Below are 22,212 nucleotides of genomic sequence, written 5' to 3'. Positions count from 1 at the left end.
AACCATACGAATCGCCCTCTGACGGACTTCGGGGGAAAAACGAGTATTTTTAGTCATCCTGTTTACCTCTTTCTCAGGGAGTTTAGTCTCCAGGATTCCCGGGGCGGTTCAAGAGGCTGTCATTAACGGTATAGAAATGGGGGTACTCGATAACGGAATTCCGTACCTTACTCAGAATGGGTTGGCAAATGTTTGTGGTGTTCAGCGTTTGCGAATCAAGGAAATTACCGATGAGTGGGCTCAATCTGTTGAGAACGGTATTTTCAAAAAAGGAAGAATGACTTTTATTGGTACATATCTTCTTAATGAAGGTTTTACAGATGAAAAACTTTATATACCAATAATTCGAAATGGTGTTGAGTACCATGCTTATCCAGATGTTGTATGCATGGCTATACTTGAATACTATGCCTTTGAAGCAAAACAAGCAGAAAGTGAGACTGCAATTAGATCTTACAGAGAGCTTGCTAAAAAAGGCCTCAAGACATTTATATACGAGGCGCTAAAATATCAACCGGAGGACCCGTGGAGGCATTACCATGACAGAGTATCTTTATTAAAAGATAAGGGAACCATACCTGATGGGTATTTCATTATATTTAATGAAATTGCAGGTATGATGGTAGATCTCATCAATGCTGGATTAGCGATTAATCAGCATACCGTACCTGATGGCAGTGTTGGTTCTTGCTGGGCGCGTCACTGGAAAGCAAAGGGGTTAGCAACAGAATTTGGAGAAAGAGTAGACTGTGAGCATTATTACCCTGAAGATTTTCTTCAGGCAAGTTCCAATCCTCAGATCATTAATGCCTATCCTGATTCTGCATTGTCAGAGTTTCGTAGATGGTTTAAGCATGAATATTTAACCACAAAGTTCCCACCGTATATTCTTAAAAAATCAAACGTGCTTCCTGGTGGTACAGAAGATGCTAATCGTCTGATAGAAGCTTTCAAAAAATCAGAGCTAGAAAATAAACCATAATTGTTTTTTGGCTTTTGATTTTACATAATCATTTTGCCATAATCATGTCATCGGAGCCTGAACAACTCCGGTGACTTCTGCGCTAAACGGGGACGTTTATGCGCACATACAATCCAAACTCTCTTCTCCCTTCACAGATGCAGAGATGCACCTGCGATTTTTTGCATCCAGCGTTTGACCTCTGCGGAGGTGAAGCGTGAATCTCCCACAAGATGGCATCAAATTACATCGCGGTAACTTCACCGCTATCGGTCGGCAGATCCAGCCTTATCTGGAGGAGGGCAAATGCTTTCGCATGGTGCTTAAACCGTGGCGTGAGAAACGCAGTCTTTCCCAGAATGCACTCAGCCACATGTGGTACAGCGAAATCAGTGAATACCTCATCAACAGGGGTAAAACGTTCGCCACTCCAGCTTGGGTAAAAGATGCTCTCAAACACACATATCTCGGTTATGAAACCAAAGACCTGGTTGATGTCGTAACCGGTGATATCACCACTATCCAGTCGTTACGCCATACCTCCGATCTTGATACCGGAGAGATGTATGTCTTCCTGTGTAAGGTTGAAGCCTGGGCGGTGAATATTGGCTGCCACCTGACTATTCCGCAGAGCTGCGAGTTCCAGCTGCTCCGTGACAAGCAGGAGGCGTAATGGCTACACCGCTTATTCGTGTCATGAACGGACACATCTACAGAGTATCAAATCGTCGTAAGCGTAAGCCTGAGCCGAAGCCATCCGAAATACCAACACTGCTCGGATATACCGCTAGCCTGGTTGATAAAAAATGGTTGCGACTGGCAGCAAGGAGGAATCATGGCTGATTTGAGAAAAGCAGCGCGTGGTCGGGAATGCCAGGTAAGAATCCCTGGCGTATGTAATGGCAATTCTGAAACGTCTGTACTGGCACATATCCGGCTGGCTGGATTGTGCGGTACCGGTATCAAACCGCCAGACCTGATTGCCACCATTGCATGTTCTGCCTGCCACGACGAAATCGACCGCCGCACACATTTTGTCGATGCTGCATATGCAAAAGAATGCGCGCTGGAAGGTATGGCGAGAACACAGGTTATCTGGCTGAAAGAGGGGGTTATTAAGGCGTGAATACCTACAGTATCACATTACCCTGGCCTCCGAGCAATAATCGCTATTACCGCCATAATCGCGGGCGCACGCACGTCAGCGCAGAGGGGCAGGCATACCGCGATAACGTCGCCCGAATCATTAAAAACGCAATGCTGGATATCGGCCTAGCTATGCCTGTGAAAATCCGCATTGAGTGCCACATGCCGGATCGCCGTCGCCGTGACCTGGATAATCTGCAAAAAGCCGCTTTTGACGCACTCACTAAAGCAGGTTTCTGGCTGGATGATGCTCAGGTCGTTGATTACCGCGTTGTGAAGATGCCTGTTACCAAAGGTGGGAGGCTGGAACTGACCATCACCGAAATGGGGAATGAATGATGTTTGAGTTTAATATGGCAGAATTTCTTCGCCACCGCTGGGGGCGTCTGCGCTTATATCGTTTCCCCGGTTCTGTTTTGACCGATTACCGAATACTGAAGAATTACGCCAAAACCCTGACAGGAGCAGGAGTATGAAGTCAGAGATAACAATCAACTAATACTGTTTTGTTGATTTTTGCTTGTAATTGGCGTTCTGGCCTGATTTTGTGGAGAAAGTTGATGCGTGATATGTATGAAGTAATGGATCGTTGGGGAGCTTGGGCTGCTTCAGACAATAGCGGAGTGGACTGGCAGCCGATAGCGGCTGGTTTCAAGGGACTTTTACCTCATGGCAAAAAGTCACGGATTCAGTGTGATGATGACGAAGGCATCATGATAGACAGTTGTGTGGCTCGGTTGAGAAGGTATAAACCAGAGGAATATGAGCTCATCATCGCCCACTTTGTTATCGGTATCTCATTACGCACTATTGCGAAGAAGAGAAAATGCTCTGATGGCACAATTAGGAAGGAACTGCAAACTGCAATGGGGTTTGTTGACGGCTGTTTAGCAATGTTAGCTTATAGTATGGCATAAAAAATAAAATAGATTTACTGCCGATTTTTCAAAAAAGACTGGGAACTGTTTATATCCAACGTAAATAAGGCCTCCATAAAACATGGCTGATGCGAGATATTTAACAGTTCTCATCCTTTTTTTAGCTTTATCAATCAAACCTGTAATGCTACTCTTAATACTATCTGCATTATCTTTGATTTCTTTATTTTCTTCAAACTTTAAATACTTATCGAAAGCGGACTCCACTCGAGAACGTAAGTTGTCGAATGTTTCATTGAATATCTCAATAGAAATGTAATTGACTTTTTTTATCATCCAAAGTCCTGCGATAATCAATATTGCTTCGGTTGTTTCATTAGCCTTCACTAAGCCACCAGCTGCTATTAATGCACCGGGAATAGTCAATGCTTTTGTCTGATTAGATGATATGAATTCGTTAATTTTACTCGTGAACTCAAGATTTTTCTCATCGAGTTCGTTAAGAATTTTATTTACAGAAAACCTCTTTGTGTAAATCTCATATAGTTCATCATATTTTTTCCTGACGAGTTCAGTAGAGTTAAGCAAGTCAAAGAAATTGAACGTACCATTTGCTTTAAATACTTCGTTTATGGCTGAGCGTATAACGAGCTTGCGCTCGCTTTTGTGTAAATCATTGATTTTTATTGTGTCGAGAAGCTCCTTTATAATTTCATATTTAAGAGACGAGTTCGATAAGCGATTAATCTCGCTATATTGTAAAAAATGCGTGAGTTCGACTGTATAACTTTTGTCTTCATTGGTGAAAAATAAGACAGAGCAGTCACTGTTATGATGATCAGCAATTAATGAAAGGATATCTTTCCACATAAAGAAAATATGGATTTTTTCGATGCTTTCATTCTTAGAAGTAGGGAGTATTAACGGCGTTCCGATGATATAATTTTTCGGAAGAGCGTTTTGGGTGTTTACTCTAGACCAAAAAGACTCAACATTCTCATAAATTATAGCATCATCCCAAGATGAAGCTTGGCGATCTAGCCAAATTTCATTATTTTCGATGCAGGTTGTTGCCTTTTTATAACCTATAGATTGTAACAGTCTAATTATTTCAGAACTATTTACAATAACAATGCTTTCTTCAAGACTTATGACAGTGTAGTAGCCCTCAACTCTGCTTGAGGCTCCGTTAATAATCTGCGCTAATCTTGATAAGTCATCAGCAATTGTCATTATTAGCTGTCTCTATATCTTTTGAGTTCATCATAATTTGCCTGACTCAATTTTATCACAATTTCGCATTTGTTGTCAGTGAGAATTACAGGCTTATTTGACTTTTCGTCTCCAATAGCTCCACGCATTATTTTCAACTTAAAATTATTGTCGTTATCTGCCACTTCAATTGTAAGCGCGCTTTCAGCTGCTTTAGGAGTTGGTTCAAATTGAGGGTCAATCTGGAAACCATTAAGATTAACAAAATCGACAAACGTTCCCTTACATTTGTGTGAATCAGTCAGGCATGAGTCAATTATTTTTGAAATATCCTCTATCTTAACGGACTTATTTCCGTGTTTATCTTTTGATTTTTTTCCAGTAAGGATTTAACTTCATTGTCAATAGTATCACGCAGTACACGACCGAGTGAGTTTTTACTAGCAAAAATATCTATAGCACTGAATAATTGCTGAATGCTTCTTTTATTGTCCGAATCATGTCGGCAACCTAATGAGTCTTTGAAAAAATCGCTTTTAGATTTACCTTGCAAGAAATGTACATATGAGTCACCCTTGTTTTCTGGATAACTGGCTTCGAATAAAGTTAAATCGAACATCGCAGCCTGCCGTAAGGCATCGGTATTAATTGGATTTAATCTTGTTGGGGTCAACTTATCCGAATCAAAGTCATAGGCGCTTTGTTTATCAACCATTACGATTAGAAGTTTCCCCAAATCCTCTGGTTCGGTAGACTTATAGTGGATGAAAACAACGCTCCCCCCCTGAAGTTGGGCAACTCTCGATTCGTTATTAGCATTATGTTTAAGCTTCTCTATTATAGCTCTAGATAAATCAATGAATTCATTATTCTTATTAATGTATTTTTTTAGGATCGTAGGAATGGATGAAGGGTTGTGATCTGAGTCTAGGAAGTTATGAAATTTGTTTTTTCGGCTAAATTTTTTCTCAATTCTGGTTATGAATTCAGATGTGACTTCATTTTTTAGATCCCAAACTTCACCTAATCGATAATCAAATGCTCTTGAATCATTTTTTTCAAGATTTGCTGTTACAGCACCAATAGGAAAGTACGATTGTTTGCCCAGCACTACAACATGAGGCGTGGCACCGCATTTATCGCAAGCTACAGTTGGGTCGTCAAGAACATTGCCACATTCTAAACAAGTTATATCCATTATATATCCCGAATTATAAGAATGAATTTTTATGTGGCTGAAAATTCTATCAAAACACTAACGCGTACGCAAAAAATATCGTAATCTGTTAAGTGTGCTCACTTCGCCACACAGCTTAAACCCGCCATCGAGCGGGTTTTGTCGTTTCTGGGTCTGGGGATTCCTTGGTCCTAGCCTATCCCGCAGTTATCCATTGACTCGGCTTCTTTGACGTTTCCGCTTCTGATTTGCGGTACATGATGTTTCCTCAATTTGCACCTGCTGTATCAGCGAGGTGAGAGATAACTACAAATGCCTCATAACCCAAATACATGGCTGGAGTTGGTCCAGAGCTGGTGGCGTGGAGACACACCGCTGGGCGCAGTGATTATGTCGATTGTTATGGCTGGTTTACGTATTGCCTATTTTGGCGGTGGTGGCGGCTGGAAGCGAAAAACACTCGAAATTCTACTCTGTGGCGCTCTGACGCTGACTTTTGCATCCGCTCTTGAGTATGTCGGATGGCCTAAATCACTATCTGTTGCCATTGGTGGTGGGGTGGGGCTGATCGGTGTTGATGCTATTCGTGGGGCTGCAATGAGAGTAATCGGTAACAAGTTTGGTGGCTCTAAGGAGTAATTTATGCAGGTACTAAATTCCCAGCGTAAAGCTTTCCTTGATATGGTGGCATGGTCAGAGGGAACGGATAACGGGCGACAACCGACACGTAACCACGGTTATGACGTTATTGTCGGTGGAGAACTCTTCACTGATTACTCCGATCACCCTCGCAAACTTGTCACGCTAAACCCGAAACTCAAATCAACAGCTGCAGGCCGTTATCAACTTCTTTCACGCTGGTGGGTTGCTTACCGCAAGCAGCTTGGCCTGAAAGACTTCTCTCCGAAAAGCCAGGACGCTGTGGCACTGCAACAGATTAAAGAGCGTGGCGCTTTACCGATGATTGATCGCGGTGATATTCGTCAGGCTATCGACCGTTGCAGCAATATCTGGGCTTCACTTCCGGGCGCTGGTTATGGTCAGTTCGAGCATAAGGCTGACAGCCTGATTGCAAAATTCAAAGAAGCGGGCGGAATGGTCAGAGAGATTGAGGTATGAACAGATTAACCGCGATTATCTCCGCTCTGGTTATCTGCATCATCGTCTGTCTGTCATGGGCGGTTAATCATTACCGTGATAACGCCATTACCTACAAAGCCCAGCGCGACAAAAATGCCAGAGAACTGAAGCTGGCGAACGCGGCAATTACTGACATGCAGATGCGTCAGCGTGATGTTGCTGCGCTCGATGCAAAATACACGAAGGAGTTAGCTGATGCGAAAGCTGAAAATGATGCTCTGCGTGATGATGTTGCCGCTGGTCGTCGTCGGTTGCACATCAAAGCAGTCTGTCAGTCAGTGCGTGAAGCCACCACCGCCTCCGGCGTGGATAATGCAGCCTCCCCCCGACTGGCAGACACCGCTGAACGGGATTATTTCACCCTCAGAGAGAGGCTGATCACTATGCAAAAACAACTGGAAGGAACCCAGAAGTATATTAATGAGCAGTGCAGATAGAGCTGCCCATATCGATGGGCAACTCATGCAATTATTGTGAGCAATACACACGCGCTTCCAGCGGAGTATAAATGCCTAAAGTAATAAAACCGAGCAATCCATTTACGAATGTTTGCTGGGTTTCTGTTTTAACAACATTTTCTGCGCCGCCACAAATTTTGGCTGCATCAACAGTTTTCTCCTGTCCAATTCCCGAAACGAAGAAGTGATGGGTGATGGTTTCCTTTGGTGTTACTGCTGTCGGTTTGTTTCCAACAGTAAACGTCTGTTGAGCACATCCTGTAATAAGCATTGCCAGAGCGGCAGAAAACAACATTTTTTTCATCTTATTATCCTGCATTGTTAAAAACGGCAGAATCCTATGTGACAACAATTAAACGATAGTTAAATGGATTGATGAAAATTAAAACTATATAGGTGTACGCTCAGACTATTGGAGGAAGTTGGGGACACTCAGAATCCTGTGGAATGAAATAAACCGGTCTATCCGTCTATTACCCTTTTAGCTGCGCTGTATCGTCGCCGTATTCCCGCATTAACCATGACCGTAGCCCGACGGGGAATTCCTTCTGCGTGAGTGTGCGGGAATAATCAAAAACGATGCACACCGGGTTTTACTGTGCTGACAGACGCAGGGTTACCCTCATAGTCGCTTTTCCGGTGCGATGGTGGAAGAAACCGGGATGTTCATCCATCATCACTTTGGATTGATGTATATGCTCTCTTTTCTGACGTTAGTCTCCGACGGCAGGCTTCAATGACCCAGGCTGAGAAATTCCCGGACCCTTTTTGCTCAAGAGCGATGTTAATTTGTTCAATCATTTGGTTAGGAAAGCGGATGTTGCGGGTTGTTGTTCTGCGGGTTCTGTTCTTCGTTGACATGAGGTTGCCCCGTATTCAGTGTCGCTGATTTGTATTGTCTGAAGTTGTTTTTACGTTAAGTTGATGCAGATCAATTAATACGATACCTGCGTCATAATTGATTATTTGACGTGGTTTGATGGCGTAGATGCACGTTGTGACATGTAGATGATAATTATTATCATTTTGCGGGTCCTTTCCGGCGATCCGACAGGTTACGGGGCGGCGACCTCGCGGGTTTTCGCTATTTATGAAAATTTTCCGGTTTAAGGTGTTTCCGTTCTTCTTCGCCGTAACCTAATGTTTTTATTTAAAACACCCCCTGAAAAGAAAGGAAACGACAGGTGCTGAAAGCGAGCTTTTTGGCCTCTGTCGTTTCCTTTCTCTGTTTTTGTCCGTGGAATGAGCAATGGAAGTCAACAAAAAGCAGCTGGCTGACATTTTCGGTGCGAGTATCCGTACCATTCAGAACTGGCAGGAACAGGGAATGCCCGTTCTGCGAGGCGGTGGCAAGGGTAATGAGGTGCTTTATGACTCTGCCGCCGTCATAAAATGGTATGCCGAAAGGGATGCTGAAATTGAGAACGAAAAGCTGCGCCGGGAGGTTGAAGAACTGCTGCAGGCCAGCGAGACAGATCTCCAGCCAGGGACTATTGAGTACGAACGCCATCGACTTACGCGTGCGCAGGCCGACGCACAGGAGCTGAAAAATGCCAGAGACTCCGCTGAAGTGGTGGAAACCGCATTCTGTACTTTCGTGCTGTCGCGTATCGCAGGTGAAATTGCCAGTATTCTCGACGGGATCCCCCTGTCGGTGCAGCGGCGTTTTCCGGAACTGGAAAACCGACATGTTGATTTCCTGAAACGGGATATCATCAAAGCCATGAACAAAGCAGCCGCGCTGGATGAACTGATACCGGGGTTGCTGAGTGAATATATCGAACAGTCAGGTTAACAGGCTGCGGCATTTTGTCCGCGCCGGGCTTCGCTCACTGTTCAGGCCGGAGCCACAGACCGCCGTTGAATGGGCGGATGCCAATTACTATCTCCCGAAAGAATCCGCATACCAGGAAGGGCGCTGGGAAACACTGCCCTTTCAGCGGGCCATCATGAATGCGATGGGCAGTGACTACATCCGCGAGGTGAATGTGGTGAAGTCTGCCCGTGTTGGTTATTCCAAAATGCTGCTGGGTGTTTATGCCTACTTCATAGAGCATAAGCAGCGCAACACCCTTATCTGGTTGCCGACGGATGGTGATGCCGAGAACTTTATGAAAACCCACGTTGAGCCGACTATCCGTGATATTCCGTCGCTGCTGGCGCTGGCACCGTGGTATGGCAAAAAGCACCGGGATAACACGCTCACCATGAAGCGTTTTACCAATGGGCGTGGCTTCTGGTGCCTGGGCGGTAAAGCGGCAAAAAACTACCGTGAAAAGTCAGTGGATGTGGCGGGTTATGATGAACTTGCTGCCTTTGATGAGGATATTGAACAGGAAGGCTCTCCGACGTTCCTGGGCGATAAGCGTATTGAAGGCTCGGTCTGGCCAAAGTCCATCCGTGGCTCCACGCCCAAAGTGAGAGGCACCTGCCAGATTGAGCGTGCAGCCAGTGAATCCCCGCATTTTATGCGTTTTCATGTTGCCTGCCCGCACTGTGGGGAGGAGCAGTACCTTAAATTTGGCGATAAAGATACGCCGTTTGGCCTCAAATGGACGCCGGATGATCCCTCCAGCGTGTTTTATCTCTGCGAGCATAATGCCTGCGTCATCCGTCAGCAGGAGCTGGACTTTACTGATGCCCGTTATATCTGCGAAAAGACCGGGATCTGGACCCGTGATGGCATTCTCTGGTTTTCGTCATCCGGTGAAGAGATTGAGCCACCGGACAGTGTGACCTTTCACATCTGGACGGCGTACAGCCCGTTCACCACCTGGGTTCAGATTGTCAAAGACTGGATGAAGACGAAAGGGGATACGGGAAAACGTAAAACCTTCGTAAACACCACGCTCGGTGAGACGTGGGAGGCGAAAATTGGCGAACGTCCGGATGCTGAAGTGATGGCAGAGCGGAAAGAGCATTATTCAGCGCCCGTTCCTGACCGTGTGGCTTACCTGACCGCCGGTATCGACTCCCAGCTGGACCGCTACGAAATGCGCGTATGGGGATGGGGGCCGGGTGAGGAAAGCTGGCTGATTGACCGGCAGATTATTATGGGCCGCCACGACGATGAACAGACGCTGCTGCGTGTGGATGAGGCCATCAATAAAACCTATACCCGCCGGAATGGTGCAGAAATGTCGATATCCCGTATCTGCTGGGATACTGGCGGGATTGACCCGACCATTGTGTATGAACGCTCGAAAAAACATGGGCTGTTCCGGGTGATCCCCATTAAAGGGGCATCCGTCTACGGAAAGCCGGTGGCCAGCATGCCACGTAAGCGAAACAAAAACGGGGTTTACCTTACCGAAATCGGTACGGATACCGCGAAAGAGCAGATTTATAACCGCTTCACACTGACGCCGGAAGGGGATGAACCGCTTCCCGGTGCCGTTCACTTCCCGAATAACCCGGATATTTTTGATCTGACCGAAGCGCAGCAGCTGACGGCTGAAGAGCAGGTCGAAAAATGGGTGGATGGCAGGAAAAAAATACTGTGGGACAGCAAAAAGCGACGCAATGAGGCGCTCGACTGCTTCGTTTATGCGCTGGCGGCGCTGCGCATCAGTATTTCCCGCTGGCAGCTGGATCTCAGTGCGCTGCTGGCGAGCCTGCAGGAAGAGGATGGTGCAGCAACCAACAAGAAAACACTGGCAGATTACGCCCGTGCCTTATCCGGAGAGGATGAATGACGCGACAGGAAGAACTTGCCGCTGCCCGTGCGGCACTGCATGACCTGATGACAGGTAAACGGGTGGCAACAGTACAGAAAGACGGACGAAGGGTGGAGTTTACGGCCACTTCCGTGTCTGACCTGAAAAAATATATTGCAGAGCTGGAAGTGCAGACCGGCATGACACAGCGACGCAGGGGACCTGCAGGATTTTATGTATGAAAACGCCCACCATTCCCACCCTACTGGGACCGGACGGCATGACATCGCTGCGCGAATATGCCGGTTATCACGGCGGTGGCAGCGGATTTGGTGGGCAGTTGCGGGCGTGGAATCCACCGAGTGAAAGTGTGGATGCAGCCCTGCTGCCCAACTTTACCCGTGGCAATGCCCGCGCGGACGATCTGGTACGCAATAACGGCTATGCTGCCAACGCCATCCAGCTGCATCAGGATCATATCGTCGGGTCTTTTTTCCGGCTCAGTCATCGCCCAAGCTGGCGCTATCTGGGCATCGGGGAGGAAGAAGCCCGTGCCTTTTCCCGCGAGGTTGAAGCGGCATGGAAAGAGTTTGCCGAGGACGACTGTTGCTGCATTGACGTTGAGCGAAAACGCACGTTCACCATGATGATTCGGGAAGGTGTGGCCATGCATGCCTTTAACGGTGAACTGTTCGTTCAGGCCACCTGGGATACCAGCCCGTCGCGACTGTTCCGGACACAGTTCCGGATGGTCAGTCCGAAGCGTATCAGCAACCCGAACAATACCGGCGACAGCCGGAACTGCCGTGCCGGTGTGCAGATTAATGACAGCGGCGCGGCGCTGGGATATTACGTCAGCGAGGACGGCTATCCTGGCTGGATGCCGCAGAAATGGACATGGATACCCCGTGAGTTACCCGGCGGGCGCGCCTCGTTCATTCACGTTTTTGAACCCGTGGAGGACGGACAGACCCGCGGTGCAAATGTGTTTTACAGCGTGATGGAGCAGATGAAGATGCTCGACACGCTGCAGAACACGCAGCTGCAGAGCGCCATTGTGAAGGCGATGTATGCCGCCACCATTGAGAGTGAGCTGGATACGCAGTCAGCGATGGATTTTATTCTGGGTGCGAACAGTCAGGAGCAGCGGGAAAGGCTGACGGGCTGGATTGGTGAAATTGCCGCGTATTACGCCGCAGCACCGGTCCGTCTGGGAGGCGCAAAAGTGCCGCACCTGATGCCGGGTGACTCACTGAACCTGCAGACGGCTCAGGACACGGATAACGGCTACTCCGTGTTTGAGCAGTCACTGCTGCGGTATATCGCTGCCGGACTGGGTGTCTCGTATGAGCAGCTTTCCCGGAATTACGCCCAGATGAGCTACTCCACGGCACGGGCCAGCGCGAACGAGTCGTGGGCGCACTTTATGGGGCGGCGAAAATTCGTCGCATCCCGTCAGGCGAGCCAGATGTTTCTGTGCTGGCTGGAAGAGGCCATCGTTCGCCGCGTGGTGACGTTACCTTCAAAAGCGCGCTTCAGTTTTCAGGAAGCCCGCAGTGCCTGGGGGAACTGCGACTGGATAGGCTCCGGTCGTATGGCCATCGATGGTCTGAAAGAAGTTCGGGAAGCGGTGATGCTGATAGAAGCCGGACTGAGCACCTACGAGAAAGAGTGCGCAAAACGCGGCGACGACTATCAGGAAATTTTTGCCCAGCAGGTCCGTGAAACGATGGAGCGCCGCGCGGCCGGTCTTAAACCGCCCGCCTGGGCGGCTGCGGCATTTGAATCCGGGCTGCGACAATCAACAGAGGAGGAGGAGAGTGACAGCAGAGCTGCGTAATCTCCCGCATATTGCCAGCATGGCCTTTAATGAGCCGCTGATGCTTGAACCCGCCTATGCGCGGGTTTTCTTTTGTGCGCTTGCAGGCCAGCTTGGGATCAGCCGCCTGACGGATGCGGTGTCCGGCGACAGCCTGACTGCCCAGGAGGCACTCGCGACGCTGGCATTATCCGGTGATGATGACGGACCACGACAGGCCCGCAGTTATCAGGTCATGAACGGCATCGCCGTGCTGCCGGTGTCCGGCACGCTGGTCAGCCGGACGCGGGCGCTGCAGCCGTACTCGGGGATGACCGGTTACAACGGCATTATCGCCCGTCTGCAACAGGCCGCCAGCGACCCGATGGTGGACGGCATTCTGCTCGATATGGACACGCCAGGCGGAATGGTGGCGGGGGCATTTGACTGCGCTGACATCATCGCCCGTGTGCGTGACATAAAACCGGTATGGGCGCTGGCCAACGACATGAACTGCAGTGCAGGTCAGCTGCTTGCCAGTGCCGCCTCCCGGCGTCTGGTCACGCAGACCGCCCGGACAGGCTCCATCGGCGTCATGATGGCTCACAGTAATTACGGTGCTGCCCTGGAGAAACAGGGCGTGGAAATCACGCTGATTTACAGCGGCAGCCATAAGGTGGATGGCAATCCTTACAGCCATCTTCCGGATGACGTCCGGGAGACACTGCAGTCCCGGATGGACGCAACCCGCCGGATGTTTGCGCAGAAGGTGTCGGCATATACCGGCCTGTCTGTGCAGGCTGTGCTGGATACCGAGGCTGCAGTGTACAGCGGTCAGGAGGCCATTGATGCCGGACTGGCTGATGAACTTGTTAACAGCACCGATGCGATCACCGTCATGCGTGATGCACTGGATGCACATAAATCCCGTCTCTCAGGAGGGCGAATGACCAAAGAGACTCAATCAACAACTGTTTCAGCCACTGCTTCGCAGGCTGACGTTACTGAGGTGGTGCCAGCGACGGAGGGCGAAAACGCCAGCGCGGCGCAGCCGGACGTGAACGCGCAGATCACTGCAGCGGTTGCGGCAGAAAACAGCCGCATTATGGGGATCCTCAACTGTGAGGAGGCTCACGGACGCGAAGAACAGGCGCGCGTTCTGGCAGAAACCCCCGGTATGACCGTGGAAACGGCCCGCCGCATTCTGGCCGCAGCACCACAGAGTGCACAGGCGCGCAGTGACACTGCGCTGGATCGTCTGATGCAGGGTGCACCGGCACCGCTGGCTGCAGGTAACCCGGCATCTGATGCCGTTAACGATTTGCTGAACACACCAGTGTAAGGGATGTTTATGACGAGCAAAGAAACCTTTACCCATTACCAGCCGCTGGGCAACAGTGACCCGGCTCATACCGCAACCGCGCCAGGCGGATTGAGTGCGAAAGCGCCTGCAATGACCCCGCTGATGCTGGACACCTCCACCCGTAAGCTGGTTGCGTGGGATGGCACCACCGACGGTGCTGCCGTTGGCATTCTTGCTGTTGCTGCTGACCAGACCAGCACCACGCTGACGTTCTACAAGTCCGGCACGTTCCGTTATGAGGATGTGCTCTGGCCGGAGGCTGCCAGCGACGAGACGAAAAAACGGACCGCGTTTGCCGGAACGGCAATCAGCATCGTTTAACCTTACCCTTCATCACTAAAGGCCGCCTGTGCGGCTTTTTTTACGGGATTTTTTTATGTCGATGTACACAACCGCCCAGCTGCTGGCGGCAAATGAGCAGAAATTTAAGTTTGATCCGCTGTTTCTGCGTCTCTTTTTCCGTGAGAGCTATCCCTTCACCACGGAGAAAGTCTATCTCTCACAAATTCCGGGGCTGGTAAACATGGCGCTGTACGTTTCGCCGATTGTTTCCGGTGAGGTTATCCGCTCCCGTGGCGGCTCCACCTCTGAATTTACGCCGGGATATGTCAAGCCGAAGCATGAGGTGAATCCGCAGATGACCCTGCGTCGCCTGCCGGATGAAGATCCGCAGAATCTGGCGGACCCGGCTTACCGCCGCCGTCGCATCATTATGCAGAACATGCGTGACGAAGAGCTGGCCATTGCCCAGGTCGAAGAGATGCAGGCAGTTTCTGCCGTGCTTAAGGGCAAATACACCATGACCGGTGAAGCTTTCGATCCGGTTGAGGTGGATATGGGCCGCAGTGCGGCCAACAACATCACGCAGTCCGGCGGCACGGAGTGGAGCAAGCGTGACAAGTCCACGTATGACCCGACCGACGATATCGAAGCCTACGCGCTGAACGCCAGCGGAGTGGTGAATATCATCGTGTTTGATCCGAAAGGCTGGGCGCTGTTCCGTTCCTTCAAAGCCGTCAAGGAGAAGCTGGATACTCGTCGCGGCTCTCATTCCGAGCTGGAGACAGCGGTGAAAGACCTGGGCAAAGCGGTGTCCTACAAGGGGATGTATGGCGATGTGGCCATCGTCGTGTATTCCGGACAGTACGTGGAAAACGGCGTCAAAAAGAACTTCCTGCCGGACAACACGATGGTGCTGGGGAACACTCAGGCACGCGGTCTGCGCACCTATGGCTGCATTCAGGATGCGGACGCACAGCGCGAAGGCATTAACGCCTCTGCCCGTTACCCGAAAAACTGGGTGACCACCGGCGATCCGGCGCGTGAGTTCACCATGATTCAGTCAGCACCGCTGATGCTGCTGGCTGATCCTGATGAGTTCGTGTCTGTACAACTGGCGTAATCATGGCCCTTCGGGGCCATTTTCTCTCTGTGGAGGAGTTCATGACGAAAGATGAACTGATTGCCCGTCTTCAGGAGCTGGGTGAGCAACTGAACCGCGATGTCAGTTTGACGGGAACGAAAGAAGAACTGGCGCTTCGTGTGGCAGAGCTGGAAGAAGAGCTTGATGACACGGATGAAACTGCCGGTCAGGACACCCCTCTCAGCCGGGAAAATGTGCTGACCGGGCATGAAAATGAGGTGGTATCAGCGCAGCCGGATACCGTGATTCAGGATACGGCTGAACTGGTCACGGTTGTGGCACTGGTGACGCTGCATACTGATGCACTTCACGCCACGCGGGATGAACCTGTGGCATTTGTGCTGCCGGGAACGGCGTTCCGTGTCTCTGCCGGTGTGGCAGCTGAAATGACAGAGCGCGGCCTGGCCAGAATGCAATAACGGGAGGCGCTGTGGCTGATTTCGATAACCTGTTCGATGCTGCCATTGCCCGCGCCGATGAAACGATACGCGGGTACATGGGAACGTCAGCCACCATGACATCCGGTGAGCAGTCCGGTGCTGTGATACGTGGTGTTTTTGATGACCCTGAAAATATCAGCTATGCCGGACAGGGCGTGCGCGTTGAAGGCTCCAGCCCGTCCCTGTTTGTCCGGACTGATGATGTGCGGCAGCTGCGGCGCGGCGACACGCTGACCATCGGTGAGGAAAACTTCTGGATAGACCGGATTTCGCCGGATGATGGCGGAAGCTGTCATCTCTGGCTTGGGCGGGGCGTACCGCCTGCCGTTAACCGTCGCCGCTGAAAGGGGGATGTATGGCCATAAAAGGTCTTGAGCAGGCCGTTGAAAACCTCAGCCGTATCAGCAGAACGGCGGTGCCCGGTGCCGCCGCAATGGCCATTAACCGCGTTGCTTCATCCGCGATATCGCAGTCGGCGTCACAGGTTGCCCGTGAGACAAAGGTACGCCGGAAACTGGTAAAGGAAAGGGCCAGGCTGAAAAGGGCCACGGTCAAAAATCCGCAGGCCAGAATCAAGGTTAACCGGGGGGATTTGCCCGTAATCAGGCTGGGTAACGCGCGGGTTGTCCTGTCCCGACGCAGGCGTCGTAAAAAGGGGCAGCGTTCATCCCTGAAAGGTGGCGGCAGCGTGCTTGTGGTGGGAAACCGTCGTATTCCCGGCGCGTTTATTCAGCAACTGAAAAATGGCCGGTGGCATGTCATGCAGCGTGTGGCCGGGAAAAACCGTTACCCCATTGATGTGGTGAAAATCCCGATGGCGGTGCCGCTGACCACGGCGTTTAAACAGAATATTGAGCGGATACGGCGTGAGCGTCTTCCGAAAGAGCTGGGCTATGCGCTGCAGCATCAACTGAGAATGGTAATAAAGCGATGAAACATACTGAACTCCGTGCAGCCGTACTGGATGCACTGGAGAAGCATGACACCGGGGCGACGCTTTTTGATGGTCGCCCTGCTGTTTTTGATGAGGAAGATTTTCCGGCAATTGCCGTTTATCTCACCGGCGCTGAATACACGGGCGAAGAGCTGGACAGCGATACCTGGCAGGCGGAGCTGCATATTGAAGTTTTCCTGCCTGCTCAGGTGCCGGATTCAGAGCTGGATTCGTGGATGGAGTCCCGGATTTATCCGGTGATGAGCGATATCCCGGCACTGTCAGATTTGATCACCAGTATGGTGGCCAGTGGCTATGACTACCGGCGCGACGATGATGCGGGCCTGTGGAGTTCAGCCGATCTGACTTATGTCATTACCTATGAAATGTGAGGACGATATGCCAACACCAAATCCTCTGGCACCGGTGAAAGGGGCCGGGACCACACTGTGGGTTTATAACGGGAGCGGCGACCCTTATGCAAACCCGCTTTCAGACAATGACTGGTCGCGTCTGGCAAAGGTTAAAGACCTGACGCCCGGCGAACTGACCGCTGAGTCCTATGACGACAGTTATCTCGATGATGAAGATGCGGACTGGACCGCGACCGGACAGGGGCAGAAATCTGCCGGAGATACCAGCTTCACGCTGGCGTGGATGCCCGGAGAGCAGGGGCAGCAGGCGCTGCTGGCGTGGTTTAATGAAGGTGATACCCGTGCCTATAAAATCCGCTTCCCGAACGGCACGATCGATGTGTTCCGCGGCTGGGTCAGCAGTATCGGTAAGGCGGTGACGGCGAAGGAAGTGATCACCCGCACGGTGAAAGTCACCAATGTGGGACGTCCGTCGATGGCAGAAGATCGCAGCACGGTAACAGCGGCAACCGGCATGACCGTGACGCCTGCCAGCACCTCGGTGGTGAAAGGGAAGAGCACGACGCTGACCGTGGCATTCCAGCCGGAAGGCGCAACCGACAAGAGCTTCCGTGCGGTGTCTGCGGATAAAACAAAAGCCACCGTGTCGGTCAGTGGTATGACCATCACCGTGAAAGGTGTTGCTGCAGGCAAGGTCAACATTCCGGTCGTATCCGGTAATGGTGAACTTGCTGCGGTTGCAGAAATCAACGTCACCGCCAGTTAATCCGGAGAGTCAGCGATGTTCCTGAAAACCGAATCATTTGAACATAACGGTGTGACCGTCACGCTTTCTGAACTGTCAGCCCTGCAGCGTATTGAGCATCTCGCCCTGATGAAACGGCAGGCAGAACAGGCGGAGTCAGACAGCAACCGGAAGTTTACTGTGGAAGACGCCATCAGAACCGGTGCTTTTGTGGTGGCGATGTCCCTGTGGCATAACCATCCGCAGAAGACAAAGCTGCCTTCCATGAATGAAGCCGTTAAACAGATTGAGCAGGAAGTGCTTACCACCTGGCCCACGGAGGCAATTTCTCATGCTGAAAACGTGGTGTACCGGCTGTCCGGTATGTATGAGTTTGTGGTGAATGATGCCCCTGAACAGGCAGAGGACTCCGGGCCTGCAGAGCCTGTTTCTGCGGGAAAGCGTTCGACGGTGAGCTGAGTTTTGCCCTGAAACTGGCGCGTGAGATGGGGCGACCCGACTGGCGTGCCATGCTTGCCGGGATGTCATCCACGGAGTATGCCGACTGGCACCGCTTTTACAGTACCCATTATTTTCATGATGTTCTGCTGGATATGCACTTTTCCGGGCTGACGTACACCGTGCTCAGCCTGTTTTTCAGCGATCCGGATATGCATCCGCTGGATTTCAGTCTGCTGAACCGGCGCGAGGCTGACGAAGAGCCTGAAGATGATGTGCTGATGCAGAAAGCGGCAGGGCTTGCCGGAGGTGTCCGCTTTGGCCCGGACGGGAATGAAGTTATCCCTACTTCCACGGATGTGGCGGACATGACGGAGGATGACGTAATGCTGATGACAGTATCAGAAGGGATCGCAGGAGGAGTCCGGTATGGCTGAACCGGTAGGCGATCTGGTCGTTGATTTGAGTCTGGATGCGGCCAGATTTGACGAGCAGATGGCCAGAGTCAGGCGTCATTTTTCCGGTACGGAAAGTGATGCGAAAAAAACAGCGGCAGTCGTTGAACAGTCGCTGAGCCGACAGGCGCTGGCTGCACAGAAAGCGGGGATTTCCGTTGGGCAGTATAAAGCTGCCATGCGTATGCTGCCTGCGCAGTTCACTGACGTGGCCACGCAGCTTGCAGGCGGGCAAAGTCCGTGGCTGATCCTGCTGCAACAGGGTGGTCAGGTGAAGGACTCCTTCGGCGGGATGATCCCCATGTTCAGGGGGCTTGCCGGTGCGCTCACCCTGCCGATGGTCGGGGCCACCTCGCTGGCGGTGGCGACCGGTGCGCTGGCGTATGCCTGGTATCAGGGCAACTCAACCCTGTCCGATTTCAACAAAACGCTGGTCCTTTCCGGCAATCAGTCGGGGCTGACGGCAGATCGCATGCTGGTCCTGTCCAGAGCCGGGCAGGCGGCAGGGCTGACGTTTGACCAGACCAGCGAGTCACTCAGCGCACTGGTTAAGGCGGGGGTAAGCGGTGAGGCTCAGATTGCGTCCATCAGCCAGAGTGTGGCGCGTTTCTCCTCTGCATCCAGCGTGGAGGTGGACAAGGTCGCTGAAGCCTTCGGGAAGCTGACCACAGACCCGACGTCGGGGCTGACGGCGATGGCACGCCAGTTCCATAACGTGACGGCGGAGCAGATTGCGTATGTTGCTCAGTTGCAGCGTTCCGGCGATGAAGCCGGGGCATTGCAGGCGGCGAACGAGGCCGCAACGAAAGGGTTTGATGACCAGACCCGCCGCCTGAAAGAGAACATGGGCACGCTGGAGACCTGGGCAGACAGGACTGCGCGGGCATTCAAATCCATGTGGGATGCGGTGCTGGATATTGGTCGTCCTGATACCGCGCAGGAGATGCTGATTAAGGCAGAGGCTGCGTTTAAGAAAGCAGACGACATCTGGAATCTGCGCAAGGATGATTATTTTGTTAACGATGAAGCGCGGGCGCGTTACTGGGATGACCGTGAAAAGGCCCGTCTTGCGCTTGAAGCCGCCCGAAAGAAGGCTGAGCAGCAGACTCAACAGGACAAAAATGCGCAGCAGCAGAGCGATACCGAAGCGTCACGGCTGAAATATACCGAAGAGGCGCAGAAGGCTTACGAACGGCTGCAGACGCCGCTGGAGAAATATACCGCCCGTCAGGAAGAACTGAACAAGGCACTGAAAGACGGGAAAATCCTGCAGGCGGATTACAACACGCTGATGGCGGCGGCGAAAAAGGATTATGAAGCGACGCTGAAAAAGCCGAAACAGTCCGGCGTGAAGGTGTCTGCGGGCGATCGTCAGGAAGACAGTGCTCATGCTGCTCTGCTGACGCTTCAGGCAGAACTCCGGACGCTGGAGAAGCATGCCGGAGCAAATGAGAAAATCAGCCAGCAGCGCCGGGATTTGTGGAAGGCGGAGAGTCAGTTCGCGGTACTGGAGGAGGCGGCGCAACGTCGCCAGCTGTCTGCACAGGAGAAATCCCTGCTGGCGCATAAAGATGAGACGCTGGAGTACAAACGCCAGCTGGCTGCGCTTGGCGACAAGGTTACGTATCAGGAGCGCCTGAACGCGCTGGCGCAGCAGGCGGATAAATTCGCACAGCAGCAACGGGCAAAACGGGCCGCCATTGATGCGAAAAGCCGGGGGCTGACTGACCGGCAGGCAGAACGGGAAGCCACGGAACAGCGCCTGAAGGAACAGTATGGCGATAATCCGCTGGCGCTGAATAACGTCATGTCAGAGCAGAAAAAGACCTGGGCGGCTGAAGACCAGCTTCGCGGGAACTGGATGGCAGGCCTGAAGTCCGGCTGGAGTGAGTGGGAAGAGAGCGCCACGGACAGTATGTCGCAGGTAAAAAGTGCAGCCACGCAGACCTTTGATGGTATTGCACAGAATATGGCGGCGATGCTGACCGGCAGTGAGCAGAACTGGCGCAGCTTCACCCGTTCCGTGCTGTCCATGATGACAGAAATTCTGCTTAAGCAGGCAATGGTGGGGATTGTCGGGAGTATCGGCAGCGCCATTGGCGGGGCTGTTGGTGGCGGCGCATCCGCGTCAGGCGGTACAGCCATTCAGGCCGCTGCGGCGAAATTCCATTTTGCAACCGGAGGATTTACGGGAACCGGCGGCAAATATGAGCCAGCGGGGATTGTTCACCGTGGTGAGTTTGTCTTCACGAAGGAGGCAACCAGCCGGATTGGCGTGGGGAATCTTTACCGGCTGATGCGCGGCTATGCCACCGGCGGTTATGTCGGTACACCGGGCAGCATGGCAGACAGCCGGTCGCAGGCGTCCGGGACGTTTGAGCAGAATAACCATGTGGTGATTAACAACGACGGCACGAACGGGCAGATAGGTCCGGCCGCTCTGAAGGCGGTGTATGACATGGCCCGCAAGGGTGCCCGTGATGAAATTCAGACACAGATGCGTGATGGTGGCCTGTTCTCCGGAGGTGGACGATGAAGACCTTCCGCTGGAAAGTGAAACCCGGTATGGATGTGACATCGGCTCCTTCCGTCAGGGAGGTGCGCTTTGGTGATGGCTATTCCCAGCGTGCGCCTGCCGGGCTGAACGCTGACCTGAAAACGTACAGCGTGACGCTGTCTGTCTCCCGTGAGGAGGCCACGGCGCTGGAGTCGTTTCTGGCTGAGCACGGGGGCTGGAAGGCCTTTCTGTGGACGCCGCCTTATGGTTACAGGCAGATAAAGGTGACCTGCGCAAAATGGTCGTCGCAGGTCAGTATGTTGCGTGTTGAGTTCAGCGCAGAGTTTAAACAGGTGGTGAACTGATGCAGGATATCCGGCAGGAAACACTGAATGAATGCACCCGTGCGGAGCAGTCGGCCAGCGTGGTGCTCTGGGAAATCGATCTGACAGAGGTTGGTGGAGAACGTTATTTTTTCTGTAATGAGCAGAACGAAAAAGGTGAGCCGGTCACCTGGCAGGGGCGGCAGTATCAGGCGTATCCCATTCAGGGGAGTGGTTTTGAACTGAATGGCAAAGGCACCAGTACGCGCCCCACGCTGACGGTTTCTAACCTGTACGGCATGGTCACCGGGATGGCGGAAGATCTGCAGAGTCTGGTCGGCGGAACGGTGGTCAGGCGTAAGGTTTACGCCCGTTTTCTGGATGCGGTGAACTTCGTCAACGGAAACAGAGACGCCGATTCGGAGCAGGAGGTGATCAGCCGCTGGCGCATTGAGCAGTGCAGCGAACTGAGCGCGGTCAGTGCCTCCTTTGTACTGTCCACGCCGACGGAAACGGACGGCGCTGTTTTTCCGGGACGTATCATGCTGGCCAACACCTGCACCTGGACCTATCGCGGCGATGAGTGCGGTTATCACGGTCCGGCGGTCGCGGATGAATATGACCAGCCAACGTCCGATATCACGAAGGATAAATGCAGCAAATGCCTGAGCGGTTGTAAGTTCCGCAATAACGTCGGCAACTTTGGCGGCTTCCTTTCCATTAACAAACTTTCGCAGTAATCCCATGACAGAGACAGAATCAGCGATTCTGGCGCACGCCCGGCGATGTGCGCC

General features: G+C 51.9%; 32 protein-coding genes. 28 read left to right on the top strand and 4 right to left on the bottom strand.

Annotated features, from left to right (window positions below):
• Nucleotides 1–136 precede the first annotated feature (136 nt).
• From ACJHYW_RS24355 to ACJHYW_RS24320, 8 genes are all read left to right on the top strand, one after another.
• On the top strand, nucleotides 137–982 hold the full coding sequence (locus tag ACJHYW_RS24355; protein ID WP_280740072.1) for a hypothetical protein: 846 nt from the start codon (nucleotides 137–139) through the stop codon (nucleotides 980–982).
• A 98-nt stretch (nucleotides 983–1,080) separates the two neighbouring features.
• Nucleotides 1,081–1,182, top strand: a complete 102-nt coding sequence (locus tag ACJHYW_RS24350; protein WP_001309322.1) for a hypothetical protein — start codon at nucleotides 1,081–1,083, stop codon at nucleotides 1,180–1,182.
• A complete protein-coding gene (gene ybcN / locus ACJHYW_RS24345) occupies nucleotides 1,179–1,634 on the top strand; it encodes a DNA base-flipping protein YbcN (protein ID WP_001053033.1) in 456 nt (151 codons plus the stop codon). The genes ACJHYW_RS24350 and ybcN overlap by 4 nt, the downstream gene beginning before the upstream one ends.
• Nucleotides 1,634–1,804 carry a NinE family protein gene (locus tag ACJHYW_RS24340; RefSeq protein WP_000224919.1) on the top strand — a complete coding sequence of 57 codons (171 nt, stop codon included), beginning with the start codon at nucleotides 1,634–1,636 and terminating at the stop codon, nucleotides 1,802–1,804. Before ybcN ends, ACJHYW_RS24340 begins: the two co-directional genes overlap by 1 nt.
• Nucleotides 1,797–2,087, top strand: coding sequence for a DUF1364 domain-containing protein (locus tag ACJHYW_RS24335; protein WP_000774488.1), 291 nt, complete (start codon nucleotides 1,797–1,799; stop codon nucleotides 2,085–2,087). The genes ACJHYW_RS24340 and ACJHYW_RS24335 overlap by 8 nt, the downstream gene beginning before the upstream one ends.
• Nucleotides 2,084–2,446 carry a crossover junction endodeoxyribonuclease RusA gene (gene rusA, locus ACJHYW_RS24330; RefSeq protein WP_001099712.1) on the top strand — a complete coding sequence of 121 codons (363 nt, stop codon included), beginning with the start codon at nucleotides 2,084–2,086 and terminating at the stop codon, nucleotides 2,444–2,446. Before ACJHYW_RS24335 ends, rusA begins: the two co-directional genes overlap by 4 nt.
• Nucleotides 2,443–2,583, top strand: a complete 141-nt coding sequence (locus tag ACJHYW_RS24325) for a YlcG family protein (RefSeq protein ID WP_032139865.1) — start codon at nucleotides 2,443–2,445, stop codon at nucleotides 2,581–2,583. The genes rusA and ACJHYW_RS24325 overlap by 4 nt, the downstream gene beginning before the upstream one ends.
• Nucleotides 2,584–2,667: 84 nt before the next feature.
• On the top strand, nucleotides 2,668–3,024 hold the full coding sequence (locus ACJHYW_RS24320; RefSeq protein WP_001205470.1) for an antiterminator Q family protein: 357 nt from the start codon (nucleotides 2,668–2,670) through the stop codon (nucleotides 3,022–3,024).
• Here the strand turns inward: ACJHYW_RS24320 and ACJHYW_RS24315 are convergent.
• Entirely contained in the window at nucleotides 3,004–4,218 is a 1,215-nt protein-coding gene (locus ACJHYW_RS24315; protein WP_000150292.1) for a hypothetical protein, read from the bottom strand. The genes ACJHYW_RS24320 and ACJHYW_RS24315 overlap by 21 nt on opposite strands.
• Before the next feature lie 313 nt (nucleotides 4,219–4,531).
• Complete coding sequence (locus tag ACJHYW_RS24310) at nucleotides 4,532–5,395, bottom strand: nucleoid-associated protein (protein WP_001588485.1); 864 nt, start codon at nucleotides 5,393–5,395, stop codon at nucleotides 4,532–4,534.
• 291 nt (nucleotides 5,396–5,686) lie between these two features.
• Here ACJHYW_RS24310 and ACJHYW_RS24305 point away from each other — a divergent pair, with 291 nt between their 5' ends.
• The 3 genes from ACJHYW_RS24305 to rzpD are packed head-to-tail and all read left to right on the top strand — an operon-like array spanning nucleotide 5,687 to nucleotide 6,951.
• Complete coding sequence (locus tag ACJHYW_RS24305; protein WP_001120496.1) at nucleotides 5,687–6,013, top strand: phage holin, lambda family; 327 nt, start codon at nucleotides 5,687–5,689, stop codon at nucleotides 6,011–6,013.
• A gap of 3 nt (nucleotides 6,014–6,016) precedes the next feature.
• Nucleotides 6,017–6,493: a glycoside hydrolase family 104 protein gene (locus tag ACJHYW_RS24300; RefSeq protein WP_001518397.1), complete on the top strand. Its 477-nt coding sequence runs from the start codon at nucleotides 6,017–6,019 to the stop codon at nucleotides 6,491–6,493.
• Nucleotides 6,490–6,951: a prophage endopeptidase RzpD gene (gene rzpD / locus ACJHYW_RS24295; RefSeq protein WP_001518398.1), complete on the top strand. Its 462-nt coding sequence runs from the start codon at nucleotides 6,490–6,492 to the stop codon at nucleotides 6,949–6,951. The genes ACJHYW_RS24300 and rzpD overlap by 4 nt, the downstream gene beginning before the upstream one ends.
• A 31-nt stretch (nucleotides 6,952–6,982) precedes the next feature.
• Here rzpD and iss read toward each other — a convergent pair whose 3' ends face one another.
• Both iss and ACJHYW_RS24285 read right to left on the bottom strand, forming a co-directional pair.
• Complete coding sequence (gene iss, locus ACJHYW_RS24290) at nucleotides 6,983–7,276, bottom strand: increased serum survival lipoprotein Iss (protein ID WP_000738423.1); 294 nt, start codon at nucleotides 7,274–7,276, stop codon at nucleotides 6,983–6,985.
• Between the two features lie 362 nt (nucleotides 7,277–7,638).
• Nucleotides 7,639–7,833, bottom strand: a complete 195-nt coding sequence (locus tag ACJHYW_RS24285) for a YlcI/YnfO family protein (protein ID WP_001307652.1) — start codon at nucleotides 7,831–7,833, stop codon at nucleotides 7,639–7,641.
• A 388-nt stretch (nucleotides 7,834–8,221) separates the two neighbouring features.
• On the opposite strand from ACJHYW_RS24285, the gene ACJHYW_RS24280 reads away from it, so the two are divergent.
• The 17 genes from ACJHYW_RS24280 to ACJHYW_RS24200 are packed head-to-tail and all read left to right on the top strand — an operon-like array spanning nucleotide 8,222 to nucleotide 22,158.
• Entirely contained in the window at nucleotides 8,222–8,767 is a 546-nt protein-coding gene (locus ACJHYW_RS24280; protein ID WP_000453566.1) for a DNA-packaging protein, read from the top strand.
• Nucleotides 8,742–10,667, top strand: a complete 1,926-nt coding sequence (locus ACJHYW_RS24275) for a phage terminase large subunit family protein (RefSeq protein WP_001518400.1) — start codon at nucleotides 8,742–8,744, stop codon at nucleotides 10,665–10,667. Before ACJHYW_RS24280 ends, ACJHYW_RS24275 begins: the two co-directional genes overlap by 26 nt.
• A complete protein-coding gene (locus ACJHYW_RS24270) occupies nucleotides 10,664–10,870 on the top strand; it encodes a phage head-tail joining protein (RefSeq protein ID WP_000198149.1) in 207 nt (68 codons plus the stop codon). The genes ACJHYW_RS24275 and ACJHYW_RS24270 overlap by 4 nt, the downstream gene beginning before the upstream one ends.
• Nucleotides 10,867–12,468, top strand: coding sequence for a phage portal protein (locus tag ACJHYW_RS24265; RefSeq protein ID WP_001518401.1), 1,602 nt, complete (start codon nucleotides 10,867–10,869; stop codon nucleotides 12,466–12,468). Before ACJHYW_RS24270 ends, ACJHYW_RS24265 begins: the two co-directional genes overlap by 4 nt.
• Nucleotides 12,449–13,768, top strand: coding sequence for a S49 family peptidase (locus ACJHYW_RS24260; protein ID WP_001518402.1), 1,320 nt, complete (start codon nucleotides 12,449–12,451; stop codon nucleotides 13,766–13,768). Before ACJHYW_RS24265 ends, ACJHYW_RS24260 begins: the two co-directional genes overlap by 20 nt.
• A 9-nt stretch (nucleotides 13,769–13,777) precedes the next feature.
• Nucleotides 13,778–14,110 carry a head decoration protein gene (locus ACJHYW_RS24255; RefSeq protein ID WP_001299443.1) on the top strand — a complete coding sequence of 111 codons (333 nt, stop codon included), beginning with the start codon at nucleotides 13,778–13,780 and terminating at the stop codon, nucleotides 14,108–14,110.
• A gap of 55 nt (nucleotides 14,111–14,165) precedes the next feature.
• Nucleotides 14,166–15,191: a major capsid protein gene (locus ACJHYW_RS24250; protein WP_000063252.1), complete on the top strand. Its 1,026-nt coding sequence runs from the start codon at nucleotides 14,166–14,168 to the stop codon at nucleotides 15,189–15,191.
• 41 nt (nucleotides 15,192–15,232) lie between these two features.
• A complete protein-coding gene (locus ACJHYW_RS24245; RefSeq protein WP_001518405.1) occupies nucleotides 15,233–15,631 on the top strand; it encodes a DNA-packaging protein FI in 399 nt (132 codons plus the stop codon).
• Between the two features lie 11 nt (nucleotides 15,632–15,642).
• On the top strand, nucleotides 15,643–15,996 hold the full coding sequence (locus ACJHYW_RS24240) for a head-tail joining protein (protein WP_000752994.1): 354 nt from the start codon (nucleotides 15,643–15,645) through the stop codon (nucleotides 15,994–15,996).
• Nucleotides 15,997–16,007: 11 nt separating this feature from the next.
• Nucleotides 16,008–16,586 carry a phage tail protein gene (locus tag ACJHYW_RS24235; RefSeq protein WP_001518407.1) on the top strand — a complete coding sequence of 193 codons (579 nt, stop codon included), beginning with the start codon at nucleotides 16,008–16,010 and terminating at the stop codon, nucleotides 16,584–16,586.
• Nucleotides 16,583–16,978, top strand: a complete 396-nt coding sequence (locus tag ACJHYW_RS24230; RefSeq protein WP_000683145.1) for a phage minor tail U family protein — start codon at nucleotides 16,583–16,585, stop codon at nucleotides 16,976–16,978. The genes ACJHYW_RS24235 and ACJHYW_RS24230 overlap by 4 nt, the downstream gene beginning before the upstream one ends.
• Before the next feature lie 7 nt (nucleotides 16,979–16,985).
• Nucleotides 16,986–17,726: a phage tail protein gene (locus ACJHYW_RS24225; RefSeq protein WP_001518408.1), complete on the top strand. Its 741-nt coding sequence runs from the start codon at nucleotides 16,986–16,988 to the stop codon at nucleotides 17,724–17,726.
• A gap of 15 nt (nucleotides 17,727–17,741) precedes the next feature.
• The gene (gene gpG, locus ACJHYW_RS24220; protein ID WP_001518409.1) at nucleotides 17,742–18,164 is read left to right on the top strand and encodes a phage tail assembly chaperone G; all 423 of its coding nucleotides are present in this window, start codon (nucleotides 17,742–17,744) and stop codon (nucleotides 18,162–18,164) included.
• Nucleotides 18,161–18,580, top strand: a complete 420-nt coding sequence (locus tag ACJHYW_RS24215; RefSeq protein WP_032199362.1) for a phage tail assembly protein T — start codon at nucleotides 18,161–18,163, stop codon at nucleotides 18,578–18,580. Before gpG ends, ACJHYW_RS24215 begins: the two co-directional genes overlap by 4 nt.
• A complete protein-coding gene (locus ACJHYW_RS24210) occupies nucleotides 18,573–21,134 on the top strand; it encodes a phage tail tape measure protein (RefSeq protein WP_001567091.1) in 2,562 nt (853 codons plus the stop codon). Before ACJHYW_RS24215 ends, ACJHYW_RS24210 begins: the two co-directional genes overlap by 8 nt.
• Nucleotides 21,131–21,460, top strand: a complete 330-nt coding sequence (locus ACJHYW_RS24205) for a phage tail protein (RefSeq protein ID WP_000847401.1) — start codon at nucleotides 21,131–21,133, stop codon at nucleotides 21,458–21,460. Before ACJHYW_RS24210 ends, ACJHYW_RS24205 begins: the two co-directional genes overlap by 4 nt.
• A complete protein-coding gene (locus ACJHYW_RS24200) occupies nucleotides 21,460–22,158 on the top strand; it encodes a phage minor tail protein L (RefSeq protein ID WP_001518412.1) in 699 nt (232 codons plus the stop codon). The genes ACJHYW_RS24205 and ACJHYW_RS24200 overlap by 1 nt, the downstream gene beginning before the upstream one ends.
• Nucleotides 22,159–22,212 lie beyond the last annotated feature (54 nt).

This window comes from Escherichia sp. WS3063, assembly GCF_046486595.1.
GTDB classification, from domain to species: Bacteria; Pseudomonadota; Gammaproteobacteria; order Enterobacterales; family Enterobacteriaceae; genus Escherichia; species Escherichia coli.
This window is presented reverse-complemented; position numbering and strand designations above follow the sequence as displayed.

Coding starts and splice junctions, on each gene's coding strand:
- ACJHYW_RS24355 (WP_280740072.1), top strand. CDS start 137: ATGGGGGTACTCGATAACGGAATTCCGTACCTTACTCAGAATGGGTTG.
- ACJHYW_RS24350 (WP_001309322.1), top strand. CDS start 1,081: ATGCGCACATACAATCCAAACTCTCTTCTCCCTTCACAGATGCAGAGA.
- ACJHYW_RS24340 (WP_000224919.1), top strand. CDS start 1,634: ATGGCTACACCGCTTATTCGTGTCATGAACGGACACATCTACAGAGTA.
- ACJHYW_RS24335 (WP_000774488.1), top strand. CDS start 1,797: ATGGCTGATTTGAGAAAAGCAGCGCGTGGTCGGGAATGCCAGGTAAGA.
- ACJHYW_RS24325 (WP_032139865.1), top strand. CDS start 2,443: ATGATGTTTGAGTTTAATATGGCAGAATTTCTTCGCCACCGCTGGGGG.
- ACJHYW_RS24320 (WP_001205470.1), top strand. CDS start 2,668: ATGCGTGATATGTATGAAGTAATGGATCGTTGGGGAGCTTGGGCTGCT.
- ACJHYW_RS24315 (WP_000150292.1), bottom strand. CDS start 4,218: ATGACAATTGCTGATGACTTATCAAGATTAGCGCAGATTATTAACGGA.
- ACJHYW_RS24310 (WP_001588485.1), bottom strand. CDS start 5,395: ATGGATATAACTTGTTTAGAATGTGGCAATGTTCTTGACGACCCAACT.
- ACJHYW_RS24305 (WP_001120496.1), top strand. CDS start 5,687: ATGCCTCATAACCCAAATACATGGCTGGAGTTGGTCCAGAGCTGGTGG.
- ACJHYW_RS24300 (WP_001518397.1), top strand. CDS start 6,017: ATGCAGGTACTAAATTCCCAGCGTAAAGCTTTCCTTGATATGGTGGCA.
- rzpD (WP_001518398.1), top strand. CDS start 6,490: ATGAACAGATTAACCGCGATTATCTCCGCTCTGGTTATCTGCATCATC.
- iss (WP_000738423.1), bottom strand. CDS start 7,276: ATGAAAAAAATGTTGTTTTCTGCCGCTCTGGCAATGCTTATTACAGGA.
- ACJHYW_RS24285 (WP_001307652.1), bottom strand. CDS start 7,833: ATGTCAACGAAGAACAGAACCCGCAGAACAACAACCCGCAACATCCGC.
- ACJHYW_RS24280 (WP_000453566.1), top strand. CDS start 8,222: ATGGAAGTCAACAAAAAGCAGCTGGCTGACATTTTCGGTGCGAGTATC.
- ACJHYW_RS24270 (WP_000198149.1), top strand. CDS start 10,664: ATGACGCGACAGGAAGAACTTGCCGCTGCCCGTGCGGCACTGCATGAC.
- ACJHYW_RS24265 (WP_001518401.1), top strand. CDS start 10,867: ATGAAAACGCCCACCATTCCCACCCTACTGGGACCGGACGGCATGACA.
- ACJHYW_RS24255 (WP_001299443.1), top strand. CDS start 13,778: ATGACGAGCAAAGAAACCTTTACCCATTACCAGCCGCTGGGCAACAGT.
- ACJHYW_RS24250 (WP_000063252.1), top strand. CDS start 14,166: ATGTCGATGTACACAACCGCCCAGCTGCTGGCGGCAAATGAGCAGAAA.
- ACJHYW_RS24245 (WP_001518405.1), top strand. CDS start 15,233: ATGACGAAAGATGAACTGATTGCCCGTCTTCAGGAGCTGGGTGAGCAA.
- ACJHYW_RS24235 (WP_001518407.1), top strand. CDS start 16,008: ATGGCCATAAAAGGTCTTGAGCAGGCCGTTGAAAACCTCAGCCGTATC.
- ACJHYW_RS24230 (WP_000683145.1), top strand. CDS start 16,583: ATGAAACATACTGAACTCCGTGCAGCCGTACTGGATGCACTGGAGAAG.
- ACJHYW_RS24225 (WP_001518408.1), top strand. CDS start 16,986: ATGCCAACACCAAATCCTCTGGCACCGGTGAAAGGGGCCGGGACCACA.
- gpG (WP_001518409.1), top strand. CDS start 17,742: ATGTTCCTGAAAACCGAATCATTTGAACATAACGGTGTGACCGTCACG.
- ACJHYW_RS24210 (WP_001567091.1), top strand. CDS start 18,573: ATGGCTGAACCGGTAGGCGATCTGGTCGTTGATTTGAGTCTGGATGCG.
- ACJHYW_RS24205 (WP_000847401.1), top strand. CDS start 21,131: ATGAAGACCTTCCGCTGGAAAGTGAAACCCGGTATGGATGTGACATCG.
- ACJHYW_RS24200 (WP_001518412.1), top strand. CDS start 21,460: ATGCAGGATATCCGGCAGGAAACACTGAATGAATGCACCCGTGCGGAG.